Origin of the sequence: Azohydromonas lata NBRC 102462 (genome assembly GCF_001571085.1) — a bacterium.
In the GTDB taxonomy this organism is placed as follows: Bacteria; Pseudomonadota; Gammaproteobacteria; order Burkholderiales; family Burkholderiaceae_C; genus Azohydromonas; species Azohydromonas lata.
Map to the genome: position 1 here is coordinate 1 of NZ_BCTC01000079.1, position 15,973 is coordinate 15,973.

Genomic DNA, 15,973 nt, shown 5'->3' on the forward strand with positions numbered 1-15,973 from the left:
CCGTCGATGGTGCCGATGATGTCGGAGATCTTGCGCGAGCTCTCCTCCATGCCTTGCATGGTGTTCACCACCTGCTGCACGACCGAGCCGCCCCGGACCGCCACGGACGAGGCGCCCTGGGCCAGCTGGTCGGCCTGGCCGGCGTTGTCGGCGTTGTGGCGCACGGTGCTGCCCAGCTCGTCCATGGCGGCGGCGGTCTGCTGCAGCGCCGAGGCCTGCTCCTCGGTGCGCTGGCTCAGGTCCTGGTTGCCATGGGCGATCTGCGAGCTGGCCGAGGCCACGCTTTCCGCGCCCTGCCGCACGGTAGCCACCACCTGCGACAGTGACGATTGCATGCGCGCCACGGCGGCCATCACGCTGGCCGGCGCGTCCGGCGGCACGCTCAGCGGCTGGCTCAGGTCGCTGTCGGCCACGCGGTTCACGATGTCGGCCAGCTCCGCCGGCTCCGCACCCAGCGCCTTGCGCAGGCCGCGGGCCGTCACCCAGGCCACCGCGCCGCCGATCACGGCCATGAGCAGCGCCAGCACGCCCATGACGCTCATGGCCGTCTGCACGGTGGCTTCGGATTCGCGGGCCAGCTCCTTGGCCATGTCCTGCTGCATGTCGCGCGACTCCATGACCGCCTTGAAGATGACGTGCTGCAACTCGCGCGCGGGCCCAAGCAACTGCTTGCCGGCCTCGGCCTTGTTGCCCTGGTCGGCCAATTCGAGGGCCTTGTCCACGGCAGTGACAAACTGCCCCCGGTTGTCCTCAATGGTTTTCAGCAGTTCCTTGCCTCGCGGTATGACGATGACTTTGTCAAACTCGACCAGCAGGGCCGCATTCTTTTCGCGGTAATGCCTGATCTTTTCCCGCTCACCGGCCTGAAAATTCTTGTCGTCGCTGATCAAATAATTGCGGGCAGAGCGCGCCACGCCGTCGAAATTGTCCAGCATCTCGCTGAACTCGGCAATTTTGACCAGCCGGTTGTGGGCCAGCTCATCGACTTTTCCATCCAGGCTTTTCATGGTGGACAAGGAATAGGCAGAAATACCCAGGCCAATAGCGGCCACGGTACCAAAAGCCAGAGCCAGGCGGGCTGAAGTGCCCAGTCGAGTGTGCTGCGTCATGATGCGTGAATGGTTTTATGGGCTCGTTATCGGAATTTCATGTTTTCCGGACATGAAATGCCATCGAGTGGCCACTTATCAAGCAGCCCGCATCTCCGATAATTGGGCAACAACCCATTCACCACGAGATGTTGAAAGCATGACGAAAGCACGATTTGGATCTGTTACAGCACTGTCAAGCATGCCGCTGGACAAAATATGTCCTAGCCGTGTAGATACAGAGCTGACACGAAACTGACGCAAATTGTGGCAGATTTGTGATGGAGGGCTTTCCAGGGAACATGGCCCCACGGGTTACCCAGAACATTCAATATAAATTTGCGCGCCATCAAGAGAAACATATTTGCATATATTTGTCCTGAACAAAGCGTGCATTTGGCACGCGAGTCAATCCTGCACCGAGACGTCTGCGGGGTGCCGGTGCGCCGCGTCGGCCAGTGCCCGGCACAGCGCCACGGGCGAGCAGGGTTTGGGGAGCACCTGAAAGCCGTGGCTGAGCGCCTTGTGCAGCTGGGAGGTGTAGCCCGTCATCAGGACGATGGGCAGCAAGGGGTGCGTGCGCTGCAGTTGCAGCGCCAGGTCCAGCCCGTTGAGCGCTCCGGGCATGACGATGTCGCTGAGCACCACGTCCACGCGCGCCTGCGGCTGCGCCAGCTCGCGCAGCGCGGCCTGCGCGTCGCCCGCGCGCAGCACGCGTGCGCCGCTTTGCTGCAGCAGCGGCGCCAGGGCGCTGGCGATCTCGTCGTTGTCCTCCACCAGCAGCACGGTGCCGCTGAGCGAGGGCAGGGTTTGTGGCTCGTCGGCCGGCGGCTCGGCGCTGTCGTCGGCCGCGGGCAGGTAGATGGTCACGGAAGTGCCTTCCCCCGGCTCGCTGTCGAGCTGCACGCTGCCGCCGGCCTGCGTGGCGAAGCCGTAGACCTGCGCCAGGCCCAGCCCGGTGCCCTGCCCCGGCGGCTTGGAGGTGAAGAAGGGCTCGAAGACGCGGTCGCGCAGCTCGGCCGGGATGCCGCTGCCGCTGTCCGACACCGTGATGGCCACGCGCGGCGACGCCCCCTGGCCGCCCGCCTGGCGCGTGACGTTCACCAACAGCCGCCCGCCCTGCGGCATGGCGTCGCGGGCGTTGAGCGCCAGGTTGATCAGCGCCAGCTCCAGCTCCGCGCGGTCGGCCAACACGCAGCCCACGTCGGCGCCCACGTTGCCGCTGACCTGCACCGGGCGGCCCACCGAGGTCTGGATGAGGCTCAGCAGCGGCGGCAGTGCGTCGCGCAGCCGTATGGAGATGACCTGCAGCGGCTGGCGCCGCGCGAAGGTGAGCAACTGCCGCGTGAGCTGCGCGCCGGTGGTGACGGCGCGGTCTATGGCCGACAACGCGTTGTCCGGCGACTGGCCCACCGCCAGCAGGCGGCGGACGAGCTGGTTGTTGGTGTGCACCACCATCAGCAGGTTGTTGAAGTCGTGGGCCACGCCGCCGGTGATGTGGCCCAGGGCCTCCAGCTTTTGCGCCTGCACGAGCGCCGTCTCGGCACGGATGCGCTGGCGCACCTCGTCCTGCAGCGCCTGCACGGCGCGCGCCTCGCGGCCGCGGCCGCGCGCGGCGCGCCAGCTCACGGCGGCCAGGCCCAGGGCCAGCGGCAGCAGGAAGGCCGCCAGCAGCGCCATCTCGCGCCGCCAGGCGGCGACGACGATGGCGTCGTCGAAGGCCGCCACCACGTACAGCGGCAGCTCGCCGACGCGGCGGAAGGCGAGCTGGCGAGGCACCTGGTCGATGGTGGACGTGCCGGCCAGGGTGCCCTTCTCGGCACCGGCGCGCATGGGCGCCAGCAGCCGGCTTTCGGCCTGCAGCGCCGTGCCCAGCGGCACGGCGGGCAGCCGCGCGATGACGGCGCCGTCGGCACGCAGCAGCGCGATGCTCAGCCCGGGCTGGCCGCGGGCGATCTCCTCGTAGAAGGACTTGAAGTAGTCCGGGTAGAGCGACACCGACAGCACGCCCTGGAAGCGGCCCTGCGCGTCCTGGCGGCGCAGGGTGAAGTCGAAAAAGGGCTCGCCGGTGGTGCGGCTCACCAGCGGCCGCGACACGAACCAGCGGCCCTCGCGCGCCTCGGCCGAATCGCGCGCCCAATCGAAGTATTCGCGGTCGGCCACATTGAGCCAGGCCGGCGGCACGGCCACGCGGCTGCTGACCAGCGGCGCGCCGCGCTCGTCCCACAGCCACAGCGACTGCAGTTGTCCCAGGCCGCGTGTGCCGGCCTTCAACTGCTGGTGCAGCGCCGTGCGCCGCGCGGCGATCTCCTCGTTGGACAAACCCGCCACCGCGGCCAGCGCCAGCCGGGCCAGCACGTCGTTGGTCTCGGCCACGCGCGCGGCGTGCTCCTGCACCACGTGCGCGGCCAGCGCGGCGCGGTGCTGCGCCTCCTTGAAGCTTTCGCCGTAGCGAAAGTGAGCCACGGCCACGAACAGCAGTGCCGGGACGAGGATGGAGCCCAGCAAGGCCACGCGGGACCAGCGGGCGGCGGCAAGAGACGCGGTTACGGGCATCACGGCTCCGTGGCGCAGGGTGAACCGCTCGGTGCATCTGTACGCCAAGGCGCCGCATGCACGAGCACGGGGCGGTCACTTTAGCCGCCCAACGGGCCGGAGCGACAGTGGAACTTCGGGGGCCGCGCGCGGCTGCAGCGCATGGCGCAGGTCATTGCGCCGCGCCTGGAGCGCGTGGAGCGGCGGCTCAAGGCGCGCCGCGCGGCGCTGCCGCCGCGCAGGGGCGGCGGGCGCCGGCCTCGGCTTACTTCTTGGCCGGGGCCTTGGGCGTGGGGCCCAGGGGCTGCGTGCCCTTCATGAAGTCGGAGAACGACACGTCCCCGCTCTGGCCCGTGGCCAGTTGCTTGCCGGAAATCTTGGGCGGCTCGGGCTTGTGGTCGGGGTTGGAGCGGGGGTTGGGCGCAGCCTCGCGCTTGGGCAGGGGCTGTTCGCGGTCGAGCTGCTTCCAGTTGTCGAAGCCGCTCTTTTGGGCCATGCGGTCGAAGGCGGCGGCCAGCGACGATTCCATCGCTTGCTTCTTGGGGCCGCGCTGCTCGGCGGCGGGGGCGGGCGCGGCGGGCGCTTGGTTCTGCTTCATGGATGAGGAAACGTCGGTGTCCGGACTCAAAACGCGTATTTTCGCCCCACCAGAGCGCCACGCCCAGCGGCACGGCTTCTCGCCACCCCGCGCACTGCGACTTTAGGCAGCCCAGGCCGGTCTGCGCGCGCGCCGGAGCTGGGATACTCGCCGCCTTTTTCCGCGTCCACCCCCCGCACCATGAACCTGAAGATCGTCGTCTACAGCAAGAGCGCCTGCCCCCAGTGCGACACCGCCAAGAAGCTGCTGCAGAGCAAGGGCCTGCCCTTCGAGGTCATACAGATCGACGACGAGGCGCAGCGCCTGGCCTTCTACGAGCGCTGCGGCCCGTCCGTGCGGCAGATGCCGCAGATCTTCATCAACGACCAGCGCGTGGGCGGCGTGGCCGGCCTGCAGGCCGCGCTGGCGCAGCTCGGCCGCTGAAGGCGGCCTTCAGCCCTCGCGCAGCGCGCGGCCGTGATCGGCCACGGCGGCCACGATGTGGTCGAACACCAGCCGCACCCGCGCGGGCACCGGGCCGCGCTGCGGCCGGTACACCCATACGTCCCAGGGCGGCGGCGCGAGCTGCGGCAGCAGCGCCACCAGCGCGCCTGAGCGCAGCAGCGGCGCCGCGAGGTAGTCCGGCAACTGGCCCACGGCCAGCCCGGCCAGGATGGCGCCCACTTCCGCGTCCGGGTCGTCGGTCACGAAGGTGTCGCTGCCCGGCGTGAACTGCCGCCCGCCGGCGAAGTACCAGCTCCAGGTGCGGCCCGTGTTGGGGTCCAGCAGGGCCGTGACCGGCAGCGCCGACAAATCCTCCAGCCGCTGCGGCGCGCCCAGGCGCCGCACCAGCGCCGGCGTGGCCACCAGCGCAAAGGCCACCTCGCCGGCCTTGCGCGCCACCAGGCGGCTGTCGCGCAGAAAGCCGATGCGCACGCCCACGTCGATCTGTTCGTCCACCACATCGGCGAACACGTCCGACAGCCGCACGTCCAGCGCCAGCCCCGGGTGCTGCGCCGCCAGCCCCGCCAGCGCCGGCACCAGCGCGCCGCGGCCCAGCACGCGCGGCGCCGTGATGCGCACCCGCCCCGCCAGTTGCGAGGCCGCCGGCACCCGCCCCGGCGTGCTGAACAGGCTTTCCACGTCCGCCAGCAGCGGGCGCGAGCGCGCCGCGAGCTGCTCGCCGAAGGCCGTGATGCGCACCTGCCGCGTGCTGCGGTGAAACAGCAGCTCGCCGAAGTGCTCCTCCAGCTCCTTGACGGCGCGCGTCACCGTCTGCGGCGAACCGCCCAAGCGCAGCGCCGCTTCGCGAAAGCTCCCGCACTCGGCCGCCGTGAGAAAGATGCGCAGCAGCTCCAGTTGATTCGACACCTTGTTTCCGCCCCTGGGCGCTTGCGCCGGATTGTTCCAGCCTGAGGAATTCTGAAGTCGCCATTCTTCCATTTACAGGCGGGCCCTGGTCTCGAACAATGGGCCGCCGTCCCCGACGACGTGGCCCGCCTTGCCCAGGCAAGCGGCGGCGTCCGCCGCGTCGCGGCCCAACCCCGAACAAGGAAGCACCCCGCTATGAAGACTCGCGCCGCCGTGGCCTGGAAGGCCGGAGAACCGCTCACCATCGAGACCGTGGACCTGGAAGGCCCGCGCGCCGGCGAGGTGCTGGTGGAGGTCAAGGCCACCGGCATCTGCCACACCGACTACTACACCCTCTCCGGCGCCGATCCGGAAGGCCTGTTCCCCGCCATCCTCGGCCACGAGGGCGCGGGCGTGGTGATGGAAGTGGGTGCGGGCGTGACCAGCCTGCGCCCCGGCGACCACGTCATTCCGCTCTACACGCCGGAATGCCGCCAGTGCAAGTTCTGCCTCTCGCGCAAGACCAACCTGTGCCAGGCCATCCGCTCCACGCAGGGCAAGGGCCTGATGCCCGACGGCTCCAGCCGCTTCTCCCTCGACGGCAAGCCCATCCTCCACTACATGGGCACCTCCACCTTCGCCAACCACATCGTGGTGCCCGAGATCGCACTGGCCAAGATCCGCCCCGACGCGCCTTTCGACAAGGTCTGCTACATCGGCTGCGGCGTCACCACGGGGCTGGGCGCCGTGCTCTTCAACGCCAAGGTGGAAGCGGGCGCCAACGTGGTCGTGTTCGGCTTGGGCGGCATCGGCCTGAACGTGATCCAGGGCGCGCGCATGGTGGGCGCGGACAAGATCATCGGCGTGGACCTGAACCCCGGGCGCCAGGAAATGGCGCGCAAGTTCGGCATGACGCACTTCATCAACCCCAAGGACGTGGGCAACGTGGTGGACGCCATCGTCCAGCTCACCGACGGCGGCGCCGACTACAGCTTCGAGTGCATAGGCAACACCACCACCATGCGCCAGGCGCTGGAGTGCACGCACAAGGGCTGGGGGCGCAGCCTCATCATCGGCGTGGCCGAGGCCGGGGCGGAAATCTCCACGCGGCCCTTCCAGCTCGTCACCGGGCGCAAGTGGGAAGGCTCAGCCTTCGGCGGCGCGCGCGGCCGCACCGACGTGCCCAAGATCGTGGACTGGTACATGGAAGGCAAGATCGACATCGACAGCCTCATCACCCACAAGCTCAAGCTCGAAGACATCAACGAGGGCTTCAGCTTGATGAAGCGCGGCGAGTCCATCCGCTCGGTCGTCGAGTTCTGAGCGCCATGCAGACGCTCAGCGAACACGGCTGCTTCGGCGGCACCCAGGGCTTCTACAAGCACGACTCGGCCGTCATCGGCGCGCCCATGAAGTTCGGCGTGTACGTGCCGCCGCAGGCCAAGAACGGCCCAGTGCCGGTGCTGTACTACCTGGCCGGGTTGACCTGCACGGAGGAAACCTTCGCCATCAAGGCCGGCGCGCAGCGCGTGGCCGCGGAGCTGGGCCTGATGCTGGTGACGCCGGACACCAGCCCGCGCGACACCGGCATCGAAGGCGCCGACGCGGCCTGGGACTTCGGCCACGGCGCCGGCTTCTACCTCGACGCCACGCAATCGCCCTGGTCCGCGCGCTTTCGCATGGAGAGCTGGGTGACGCGCGAGCTGCGCGAGCTCGTGGCCGCCCACTTCCCCGCGCGCGACGACCGCGTGGGCCTGTTCGGCCACTCCATGGGCGGCCACGGCGCGCTGACGCTGGCGCTGCGCCACCCGGGGCGCTACCAGAGCGTGTCGGCCTTCGCGCCCATCGCGGCGCCCTCGCGCTGCCCGTGGGGCGAAAAGGCCTTCACCGGCTACCTGGGCAGCAACCGCGCCGATTGGGCGGCGCACGACGCCACGGAGCTGATCGCCGCGGGCGGGCGGCTGCCGCCCCTGCTCATCGACCAGGGTTTGGCCGACAAATTCCTGGCCGAGCAACTGCACCCGCACCTGTTCGAAGCCGCCTGCGCCCAAGCCGGCCAGCCGCTGACGCTGCGCCGCCACGAGGGCTACGACCACGGCTACTACTTCATCGCCAGCTTCGTGGAAGACCACCTGCGCCACCACGCGGCCACGCTGCTGGCCTAGCGCGTGAGCGGCCTGCCCGCCCGCCGCCGGCGGCGCGGGCACGCGGCCGGGTATGGTGGCGCCCATGTCCGCTGCCCTCAAGAACTCGCTATTGACGCTTCGCGACCTGGCCATCACGGCCGGGCCCTTCCTGCTGCTGGGCCTGCTGCTGCTGGCGCTGGCGTACTGGGTGCTGGACCCGACGCCGCCGCGCCACGTGACGCTGGCCACCGGCGCCCCGCAGGGCGCCTACACCGAGTTCGGCCACCGCTACGCGGCGCTGCTGGAGAAGCACGGCATACGGGTGGAGATACGCACCACGCAGGGGGCGGCCGAGAACGCCGCGCTGTTGCGCGATCCGGATTCCGGCGTGGACATCGGCTTCGCGCAGGGCGGCGCGGCCGACGTGCAGGACGACGGGCTGCTGTCCCTGGGCAGCGTGTTCTACGAGCCGCTGTGGCTGTTCTACCGCGACGACTCGGCGCGGCGGCTGCTGCCCAAGCCGGCACGTGCCGCGTCCGGCGCCGCCGAGCCGCCCGCGCTCACCAGCCTGGCGCAGTTGGCGGGCTGGAAGCTCAACGTCGGCGCCCCCGGCAGCGGCGTGCCGCCGCTGATGGAGCGGCTGCTGCAGGCCAACGGCGTGGCGCCCTCGGCGCTCACGCTGGGGAAGCAGCCGCTCACGCCGGCCGTGGTCGAGCTGCTGGCGGGGCGGGTGGACGCGCTGGTGATGGCCTCGGCGCCGGAATCGCACATGGTGCAGATGCTGCTGCGCACGCCGGGCATCCGGCTGGCCAGCCTGTCGCAGGCCGAGGCCTACGCGCGGCGCTTCCCGTTCATCAGCCACGTGGTGCTGCCGCGCGGCGTGGCCGACCTGGCCAGCGACACGCCGGCGCAGGACGTGCATCTCATCGCCCCCACGGCCACGCTGGTGGCGCGCGAGTCGCTGCACCCGGCGCTGATGCAGCTTTTCGTCCAGGCCGCGCAGCAGGTGCACGGGCAGCCGGGCTGGTTCCAGCACAAGGGCGACTTTCCCAGCGCGCAGAACACCGAGTGGCCGCTGGCGGCCGAGGCGCAGCGCTTCTACAAGACGGGCACGCCGTGGCTGCAGCGCTACCTGCCCTTCTGGCTGGCCAATCTGCTGGACCGGATGTGGTTTGCGCTGGTGGCCATCGTGGCGGTGCTGCTGCCGCTGTCCAAGGTCGTTCCGCCGCTCTACCAGTTCCGCGTGCGCTCGCGCGTGTTCCGCTGGTACGGGCAGTTGCGCGTCGTGGAGGAGGCGGTGGAGCGCCGCCCGGCGCTGGAGCTGCTGCGCGAGCTGGAGGACATCGAGGCCCGCGTGGGCCGCGTGCAGATCCCCCTGTCCTACGCCGACCAGCTCTACGACCTGCGCAGCCACATCCAGCTCGTCCGCCGGCGCTTGCGCGAGCGGCTGCCGGCGACGACCGCGGCGGCGGACGAGAAGCACGGCCCCGAAGTGCCGGCGCGGCAGCTGGTGCATTGAGGCGGCGCGCGCCCGCTGCGGCGGGTTCCGCGGCCTGCAGCGCACGGACCGGCCGCGCCCAACGGGGGTGTTAGACCGTCTAACACCACGTTCAGGGGGCCACGCCGGGCCGGCCTACGAGCCGCTTTCCACCCCGCCCCCCACCGCCTTGAACACCGCCACCAGCCCCGTGTGCAGCCGCGCCCGGCTCTCGGCCAGGTCGGCGCTCGCCTGCAGGTAGGCCAGCCGGGCCTGCAGCGGCGCCAGTTCACTGCCCAGGCCATGGGCGCGGCGGCCCTGGGCCAGGGCCCAGGCGGCGCGGCGGTCGTCCAGCCGGGCCGCCAGCTCGGCGTGGCGGCGGCGCTCGGCGGCGTAGTCCAGCAGCGTGTCGTCCACCTCCTGCCAGGCCTTCAGCACGGCCTGCTGGTAGGCCACCGCGGCCTGCTGCTGCTGCAGCCGGCGCAGCTCCACCGTGGCGCGGCGGCGGCCCCGGTCGAACAGCGGCAGGCTCAGCACGGGGCCGACCTGCCAGGTGCGCGAGCCCCAGTCGCCAAAGCGGCCGGCTTCCACGCTTTGCAGGCCCACGCTGGCGCCCAACGCGATGCGCGGGTACAGGTCGGCCACGGCCACGCCGATGTCGGCCGTGGCGGCATGCAACTGCGCCTCGGCCGCGCGCACGTCCGGGCGGCGGCGGGCCAGCTCGGAAGGCAGGCCCAGCGACAGGTCCGGCAGCGCGGGCGCCGCATCCACGGCGGGCAGCGGCAGCGGCGCCAGCGCGTCACCCAGGCTGCCGGGCAGCCCGCCGGTGAGCGTGGCGATCTGGTTCGCCAGGGCCGCCTCGCGCGCGCGCAGCGGCGCCTGCGCCGCCTGCAGCTCGGCCACGCGGGTGCGCTGCGCCAAGGGCTCGTCCTCGGCCATCAGCCCGGCCGCAGCCTGCGCCTGCAGCAGGCCCAGCACGTCGCGGGCGGCGGCCACCTGCTCGGCCAGCAAGGCCTGCTGGCGCTGCGCCAGCCGCCATTGGAAATACGCGCGCGCCAGCTCGCTGCCCAGGGCCAGGCGCGTTTGCGCCAGCAGCGCCGACGCGCCCTCCACGCCCGCGTCGGCGGACTCGATGCTGCGCCGCACCCGCCCCCATAAATCCAGCTCCCAGGACGCATCGAACCCCGCCTGATACAGCGGAAAGGGCGACGCGAGCACCTCGGTGAGCGCCGCGCGGTTGGCGCCGCCTAGGGCCTGCACCAGCCGCGTCTCGGCGCCGCTTTCGCTCTGGCGCTGGCGCGTGGCGCGTGCGCTGGCGTCCACGTGCGGCGCGGCCTGCGAGGCCACCACCGCCTGCTGCAGCCGGCTTTGCGCAAAGCGCAGCGCGGCGCTGCGCAGGTCGTGGCTGCCGGCCAGCAGGCGGTCCTGCAGCGCATCCAGCGCCGGATCGCCGAACACCATCCACCAGCGCTGCGGCAGCGCGTCTTCATTCACGGGCAGGCCGGCGAGCAGCTCCGGCGCGCTGCTGGGCCGCTGCTGCGGGGCCGGCGGCGCGGGCGGCTCGAAGTCAGGCCCCACCGCGGCGCAGCCGGCCAGCGCCAGCGCGGCAGCCACGGCCAGCCAGGCGCGGCGGGACGGACGGAGGGTTGAGCGGGCAATCTTCATGGCCTTCTCTTCTTCAGTCGCTCAGACGAGGCGGTTGCGGAACAGCCAGCCCGCCAGCGGCAGCGTGATGGCGGCGACGCCCAGGAAGGGGAGCAGGTCCTGCCAGACCTGGGTGAGCGTCGCGCCCTCCAGGTAGACGCGGCGCACGAGGTCGATGGCAAAGCGCAGCGGGTTCACGTACGTGGCGATCTGGAAGGCCTGCGGCATGTTGTGCACCGGCGTGGCGAGGCCCGACAGCAGCACCAGCGGCATGAGCAGGACGAAGGTGTAGAGCATGGCCTGCTGCATGTTGGCCGAGAGGGCCGAGATGGACAGGCCCATGCCCACCACCGCCAGCGTGAACAGCAGCAACCCGAGCAGCAGCGCCGGCGCGCTGCCGGCCATGGGCACGTGGAACCAGAAGCGCGTGACCAACAGGATGAGCGTGGACTGCAGCAGGCCGATGGCCATGGACGGCAGCGCCTTGCCCACCATGATCATCCCCGGCGTGCAGGGCGTGACCAGGAGCTGGTCGAAGGTGCCCTGCTCGCGCTCACGCGCCACCGACAGGGCCGACAGCATCATCACCTGCAGCATGCTCAGCGAGGCGATCAGCCCCGGCATGATGTTCCAGCGCGTCTCCAGGTTGGGGTTGAACCAGGCGCGCGAGACCACGCTCACCGGCGGCGGCGCGGCGCCGGGCAGGCCGGCGTTGAAGTCGGCCACGATGGCGCGCACCTGCGCCGCCGCGTTGCCCGCCGTGGTGGAGTTGCGCCCGTCCAGGATCAACTGCAGCGGCGCCGCCTGGCCGGCGGCCAGGCGCGATTCGAAGTCGGCCGGGAAGTGCAGCACCAGCAGCGCATCCCCGGCATCGACCACCTGCGCGATCTGGCGCGGCGCCTGCAGCGTGGCCACGCGGTGGAAGGCACCCGTGCCGTCCAGCCGCGCCAGCAGTCTCATCGAAGCCTCGCCGCGGCTCTGGTCCAGCACGGCGTAGGGCACGTTGGTCAGGTCGAAGGTCGCGCCATAGCCGAAGAGCAGGCTTTGCAGGATGACGGGAACGACGAGCACCACGCGGCTGGCAGGGTCCTGCACCACGGCAAGGAATTCTTTCCTGCACAGGTTGAGCAGGCGGCGCAGCCCGTCCATGAAAGCGGCAAGCATGTCCGGCGCTCCCTTCAGTCCAGCCGCTTGCGCGTGACGGCGCGTGCCAGCGCCAGCAGGCCCACGGCGTAGGCGGCCAGGATGGCACCGTCCTTGGCGATCAGCGCCCACTGGTCGCCGGCCAGGAACAGCGTCTTCACCAGCTCCATGAAGTAGGTGGCCGGCAGCACGTGGCCGGCGATGCGCACGGCCAGCGGCACGTTACGCAGGTCGAAGACGAAGCCGGAAAGCATGAGCGCCGGCATGAAGCTGGCGAGGATGGCGATCTGGCTGGCCACGAACTGGTTCTTGGTGAAGGCCGAGATCAGCAGGCCGATGCCCAGCGACACCACCATGTAGAGCATGCCGGCCACGAGCAGGACGAGCAGCGACCCGTACAGCGGCACGCCGAACAGGCCACGCGCCGCCACCAGGCACAGCGCCAGGCCAAAGAGCCCAACCACGAAGTAGGTGATGGTCTTGGCCAGCAGCACTTCCGTGGGCCGCACCGGCGTGACGAACAGGGCTTCCAGCGTGCCGCGCTCCCACTCGCGCGCCATGACCAGCGCGGTGAGGAAGGTGCCTACCAGGGTCATGATCAAGACGATCAGGCCCGGCACCAGGTACCAGGTGCTGTTGTTGGCCGCGTTGAACCAGAGGCGGTCCACCACGACGACACCGGCGTTGCCGGGCCGGCCACCCAGGCGGTCCTGCCGCTTCTGCGCCCACACAGCCACGGCACCCTCGACGTAGCCGCGCAGGGCGGAGGCGCGTATGGGGTCGCCGCCCTGCAGCAGCACGAAGAGCTGCGCGTCGCCGGCAGCCAGGCGCCGGGAGAAATCAGCGGGCAGGTGCACCAGGGCATCGGCCTCGTGGGCTTCAAAAATTGCCTTCGCCTCGGCCAGCGAGCGCGTGCGCACGGCGGACATGAAGCGCGAGCCGTCGAAGGCGGCGGCCATGTCATGCGCCGCGGGCGAGGCGTCCTCCAGTGCCAGCACCAGGCGGGCGTTGCGCACGTCCAGCGTCAGGCCGTAGCCGAAGATGAGGATCAGCACGATGGGCAAACCCAACCCAACGAGCAGGTTGCTGCGGTCGCGCAGCAGTTGGCGGAATTCCTTGCGCACGAGCGAGCGCAGGCGGCGGATGGAACCGTCGCGGCCGCCGTTGGAGGGCGAAGCTTTGGGCGCCGCGCTCATGCCGTTTCTTTCAGCGCGCGGGCGTTCTCGACGATGCTGATGAAAGCCTGCTCCATGTCCAGGCGGCGCGCGGACGTCTCGCCGGCCTGGCGGCGGACCTCGGCCGGCGTGCCCAGGGCCAGCAGCCGGCCGCCGTCCTGGATGACGATGCGGTCGCAGTACTCGGCCTCTTCCATGAAGTGCGTGGTCACGACCACGGTGATGCCCGTGGCCGCCAGCGCCGTGATGCGGCGCCAGAAGCCGCGGCGCGCCAGCGGGTCGGCGCCGCTGGTGGGCTCGTCCAGGAACAGGATTTCCGGCTCGTGCAGCAGCCCAACCGCCATGGCCAGCCGCTGGCGCACGCCGCCGGGCAACTGGCCGGCGGGCTGCGCCTCCAGGCCGCACAACTGGAACTGGCCCAGCACCGCGTCCATGCGCTGCTGCAAGCGCCGCCCGTGCAGCCCGTAGGCGCCGCCGAAGAAGCGCAGGTTCTCGTGCACGGACAGGTTGGCGTAGAGCGAAAACTTCTGCGCCACGTAGCCGATGCGCTGGCGCGCCGCGGCGCGGGCGCGGCGCAGATCCAGCCCGGCCACGCGCGCCAGCCCGCTGCTGGCGGGCAGCAGGCCGCAGAGCATGCGGAAGGTCGTCGTCTTGCCCGCGCCGTTTGGGCCCAGCAGTCCGAAGATTTCGCCGTGCCGCACGCTGAAGGTGGTGCGGTCCACGGCCACGAAGTCGCCGAAGCGGCGCACGAGGTCCTGCACCTCGATGGCGGGCTGACCGTCACCACGCGGCGACGCCGGGGCGGCGCAGGTTTCCATCGCAACCGCATCGGCCCCGGTCTGCCCATCGCCGCGCTCGCGCAGCAGCCGCATGAAACCGTCTTCGAGCCGGGGCGGCACGGGGCGAAGCTGAGCAGGCGACAAGCCCAGCGCGGCGGCGTCCACGCCGGGACGGTGGATGAGCCGCACTTCCCCGCCCTGCGGCACCGCGTCCACCACCCGGTCGGCCCGATCCAGCAGCCGCGCCTGCAGCGTGCGCGCCGGCTCGCCCGCGGCGGGCGTGGCGATGGCGCACAGGCCCTGCGCCGGGGCACGCAAGGCCTCGGGGCTGCCCGCGGCCAGCAGCCGCCCCTCGTGCAGCACGTGCACCTGGCTGCAGCGCTCGGCCTCGTCCATGTAGGAGGTGGCCAGCAGCACCGACAGCCGCTCCCGCTCCACCAGCCGCTGCACGATGTCCCACAGCTCGCGCCGCGACAGCGGGTCCACGCCCACCGTGGGCTCGTCCAGCAGCAGCAGCTCCGGCGAGCGGACCAGCGTGCAGGCCAGCCCCAGCTTCTGCTTCATGCCGCCGGAGAGCTTTCCGGCGGGGCGCGTGGTGAAGCGCGCCAGGTCCGTCATGTGCAGCAGCTCGTCGAAGCGGCGGCGGCGCTCGTCGCGCGGCACGGCGTGCAGGTCGGCATAGAGGTCCAGGTTCTCCTGGACGCTCAGATCCTCGTAGAGGCCGAAGCGCTGCGGCATGTAGCTGATGCGGTCCTGCACCGCCTGCGCATCGGCCGCCACGTCCAGGCCCAGCACGCGCAGCTCGCCGGCCTGCGCTCGCATGAGCCCGGCCACCAGGCGCATGAAGGTGGTCTTGCCGGCCCCGTCCGGGCCGACCAGCGCCGTGATGGCGCCATGGGCCACCTCCAGCGTCACGCCGGAGAGCGCGTGCACGGTGCGCCGCGCGGCGCGGTCCTCGAAGCTCTTACAGAGGCCGCGCGCCTGGACGGCCGGGGCGCCGGCACTCATTGCGAGGCCTTGGACGCGGCTTGGGCAGGCGCGGCGGCGGTCTCGTCCAAAGGAATGCGCACGGTGGCGGGCATGCCCAGGCGCAGGCGGTCCTGCGGGTCGTCCACCAGCACGCGGATCTCATAGACGAGGTCCGTGCGCAGCTCCTCGGTCTGCACGGCCTTGGGCGTGAACTCGGCCACCGAGGAGATGAAGCCGATGCGGCCGGCCACCGGCTGCGCGGGCGCGGCGTCGGTGCTGACGCTGGCGGCCATGCCGGGGCGCAGGCGGCCGAGCTGCGGCTCGCCGACGTAGGCGCGCACCCACTTGGGGTCGGTGAGGGCCAGCGTGTAGGCCGGGCGCGAGGGCGAGGCCATGTCGCCCGGCTCCAGCAGCCGCGCACGCACGACGGCCGCGCGCGGCGCCTTCAGCTCGGCCAGCTCGATCTGGTGCAACAGCAGCGCGGCCTCGGCCTGCGCGGCGCGCAACTGCGCCTCGGCGCGGGCGATGTCCTCGGTGCGCGGGCCCACGCGCGTGAGGCGCTCGGCCTGGCGCGCCGCGTCCAGCCGCGCCTGGGCCACGCGCGCCTGGGCGCGGGCGTTGTCCAGATCCTGCGGGCTCACGCCGCGGCCCTCGGTGGCGGCGGCGGCGCCTTCGAGCCGCTGCACTTGCAGCCGCGCGCGCTCGGCCTCGGCCTGCGCGGCGGCCACCTGCGCACCGGCCTGCGAGATCTCTTCCGGCCGGCTGCCGTGGCGCAGCGCCAGCAACCCCTGCTCCAGCACCCCTACCTGCGCCTGCGCCTGCTGCAGCCGCAGCGCCGCGGTGCGCGTCTCCAGCACGGCCAGCACCTGGCCGCCCTGCACCACGTCGCCCTCCTCCACGCGCATCTCGGCCACGCGCTCGCTGCTCTGGAAGGCGAGAGACACCTGGCGTATGTCCACGTTGCCGTGCAGCGTGAGCGCGGACGTATCCGCTGGCGCGCGGGCCTGCCGCCACGCCAGCACGCCCGCGAGGAGCAGCAGCAACAAGAGCACCAGCAAGGCAGCTTTCTTCTTGGCCATGGCAACAGGATCAGGGTGGACACCAACGCGA

13 protein-coding genes are annotated in these 15,973 nt (G+C 71.3%); 4 read left to right on the forward strand and 9 right to left on the reverse strand.

From position 1 onward, the window contains the following. The 3 genes from ALA01S_RS22015 to ALA01S_RS22025 all read right to left on the reverse strand — a co-directional run. Positions 1-1,109: MCP four helix bundle domain-containing protein (locus tag ALA01S_RS22015; RefSeq protein WP_238455890.1), on the reverse strand; the 1,109-nt coding region annotated here is incomplete at its 3' end. A 387-nt stretch (positions 1,110-1,496) separates the two neighbouring features. After that, a complete protein-coding gene (locus ALA01S_RS22020) occupies positions 1,497-3,644 on the reverse strand; it encodes a hybrid sensor histidine kinase/response regulator family protein (RefSeq protein WP_157119180.1) in 2,148 nt (715 codons plus the stop codon). A 244-nt stretch (positions 3,645-3,888) separates the two neighbouring features. Next, positions 3,889-4,221, reverse strand: coding sequence for a hypothetical protein (locus ALA01S_RS22025; RefSeq protein ID WP_066341098.1), 333 nt, complete (start codon positions 4,219-4,221; stop codon positions 3,889-3,891). A gap of 180 nt (positions 4,222-4,401) precedes the next feature. Between ALA01S_RS22025 and ALA01S_RS22030 the strand changes: the two genes are divergently transcribed. Next, positions 4,402-4,644 (forward strand): glutaredoxin family protein, encoded by a 243-nt coding sequence (locus ALA01S_RS22030; RefSeq protein ID WP_066341100.1) that lies wholly within the window; start codon positions 4,402-4,404, stop codon positions 4,642-4,644. Between the two features lie 9 nt (positions 4,645-4,653). On the opposite strand, the gene ALA01S_RS22035 is transcribed toward ALA01S_RS22030, so the two are convergent. Beyond that, complete coding sequence (locus ALA01S_RS22035) at positions 4,654-5,571, reverse strand: LysR family transcriptional regulator (RefSeq protein WP_066341102.1); 918 nt, start codon at positions 5,569-5,571, stop codon at positions 4,654-4,656. A gap of 195 nt (positions 5,572-5,766) precedes the next feature. On the opposite strand from ALA01S_RS22035, the gene ALA01S_RS22040 reads away from it, so the two are divergent. The 3 genes from ALA01S_RS22040 to ALA01S_RS22050 all read left to right on the forward strand — a co-directional run bounded on the left by ALA01S_RS22040 (position 5,767) and on the right by ALA01S_RS22050 (position 9,195). Then, positions 5,767-6,873, forward strand: a complete 1,107-nt coding sequence (locus ALA01S_RS22040; protein WP_066341105.1) for an S-(hydroxymethyl)glutathione dehydrogenase/class III alcohol dehydrogenase — start codon at positions 5,767-5,769, stop codon at positions 6,871-6,873. Between the two features lie 5 nt (positions 6,874-6,878). Next, positions 6,879-7,715 (forward strand): S-formylglutathione hydrolase, encoded by an 837-nt coding sequence (gene fghA, locus ALA01S_RS22045; RefSeq protein ID WP_066341107.1) that lies wholly within the window; start codon positions 6,879-6,881, stop codon positions 7,713-7,715. A 64-nt stretch (positions 7,716-7,779) separates the two neighbouring features. Further along, a complete protein-coding gene (locus tag ALA01S_RS22050) occupies positions 7,780-9,195 on the forward strand; it encodes a TAXI family TRAP transporter solute-binding subunit (RefSeq protein WP_066341152.1) in 1,416 nt (471 codons plus the stop codon). Between the two features lie 114 nt (positions 9,196-9,309). On the opposite strand, the gene ALA01S_RS22055 is transcribed toward ALA01S_RS22050, so the two are convergent. Genes ALA01S_RS22055 through ALA01S_RS22075 form a run of 5 tightly spaced genes read right to left on the reverse strand, consistent with a single transcriptional unit; the run spans position 9,310 to position 15,942 of the window. After that, complete coding sequence (locus tag ALA01S_RS22055) at positions 9,310-10,818, reverse strand: efflux transporter outer membrane subunit (RefSeq protein WP_066341109.1); 1,509 nt, start codon at positions 10,816-10,818, stop codon at positions 9,310-9,312. 21 nt (positions 10,819-10,839) lie between these two features. Beyond that, complete coding sequence (locus ALA01S_RS22060) at positions 10,840-11,961, reverse strand: ABC transporter permease (RefSeq protein ID WP_066341111.1); 1,122 nt, start codon at positions 11,959-11,961, stop codon at positions 10,840-10,842. 14 nt (positions 11,962-11,975) lie between these two features. Beyond that, positions 11,976-13,136, reverse strand: a complete 1,161-nt coding sequence (locus tag ALA01S_RS22065; RefSeq protein WP_066341113.1) for an ABC transporter permease — start codon at positions 13,134-13,136, stop codon at positions 11,976-11,978. After that, complete coding sequence (locus ALA01S_RS22070; RefSeq protein WP_066341116.1) at positions 13,133-14,902, reverse strand: ATP-binding cassette domain-containing protein; 1,770 nt, start codon at positions 14,900-14,902, stop codon at positions 13,133-13,135. The genes ALA01S_RS22065 and ALA01S_RS22070 overlap by 4 nt, the downstream gene beginning before the upstream one ends. Then, a complete protein-coding gene (locus ALA01S_RS22075; RefSeq protein ID WP_066341117.1) occupies positions 14,899-15,942 on the reverse strand; it encodes an HlyD family secretion protein in 1,044 nt (347 codons plus the stop codon). Before ALA01S_RS22075 ends, ALA01S_RS22070 begins: the two co-directional genes overlap by 4 nt. Positions 15,943-15,973: the final 31 nt, after the last annotated feature.

Coding starts and splice junctions, on each gene's coding strand:
- ALA01S_RS22060 (WP_066341111.1), bottom strand. CDS start 11,961: ATGCTTGCCGCTTTCATGGACGGGCTGCGCCGCCTGCTCAACCTGTGC.
- ALA01S_RS22050 (WP_066341152.1), top strand. CDS start 7,780: ATGTCCGCTGCCCTCAAGAACTCGCTATTGACGCTTCGCGACCTGGCC.
- fghA (WP_066341107.1), top strand. CDS start 6,879: ATGCAGACGCTCAGCGAACACGGCTGCTTCGGCGGCACCCAGGGCTTC.
- ALA01S_RS22040 (WP_066341105.1), top strand. CDS start 5,767: ATGAAGACTCGCGCCGCCGTGGCCTGGAAGGCCGGAGAACCGCTCACC.
- ALA01S_RS22020 (WP_157119180.1), bottom strand. CDS start 3,644: ATGCCCGTAACCGCGTCTCTTGCCGCCGCCCGCTGGTCCCGCGTGGCC.
- ALA01S_RS22030 (WP_066341100.1), top strand. CDS start 4,402: ATGAACCTGAAGATCGTCGTCTACAGCAAGAGCGCCTGCCCCCAGTGC.
- ALA01S_RS22070 (WP_066341116.1), bottom strand. CDS start 14,902: ATGAGTGCCGGCGCCCCGGCCGTCCAGGCGCGCGGCCTCTGTAAGAGC.
- ALA01S_RS22065 (WP_066341113.1), bottom strand. CDS start 13,136: ATGAGCGCGGCGCCCAAAGCTTCGCCCTCCAACGGCGGCCGCGACGGT.
- ALA01S_RS22075 (WP_066341117.1), bottom strand. CDS start 15,942: ATGGCCAAGAAGAAAGCTGCCTTGCTGGTGCTCTTGTTGCTGCTGCTC.
- ALA01S_RS22025 (WP_066341098.1), bottom strand. CDS start 4,221: ATGAAGCAGAACCAAGCGCCCGCCGCGCCCGCCCCCGCCGCCGAGCAG.
- ALA01S_RS22055 (WP_066341109.1), bottom strand. CDS start 10,818: ATGAAGATTGCCCGCTCAACCCTCCGTCCGTCCCGCCGCGCCTGGCTG.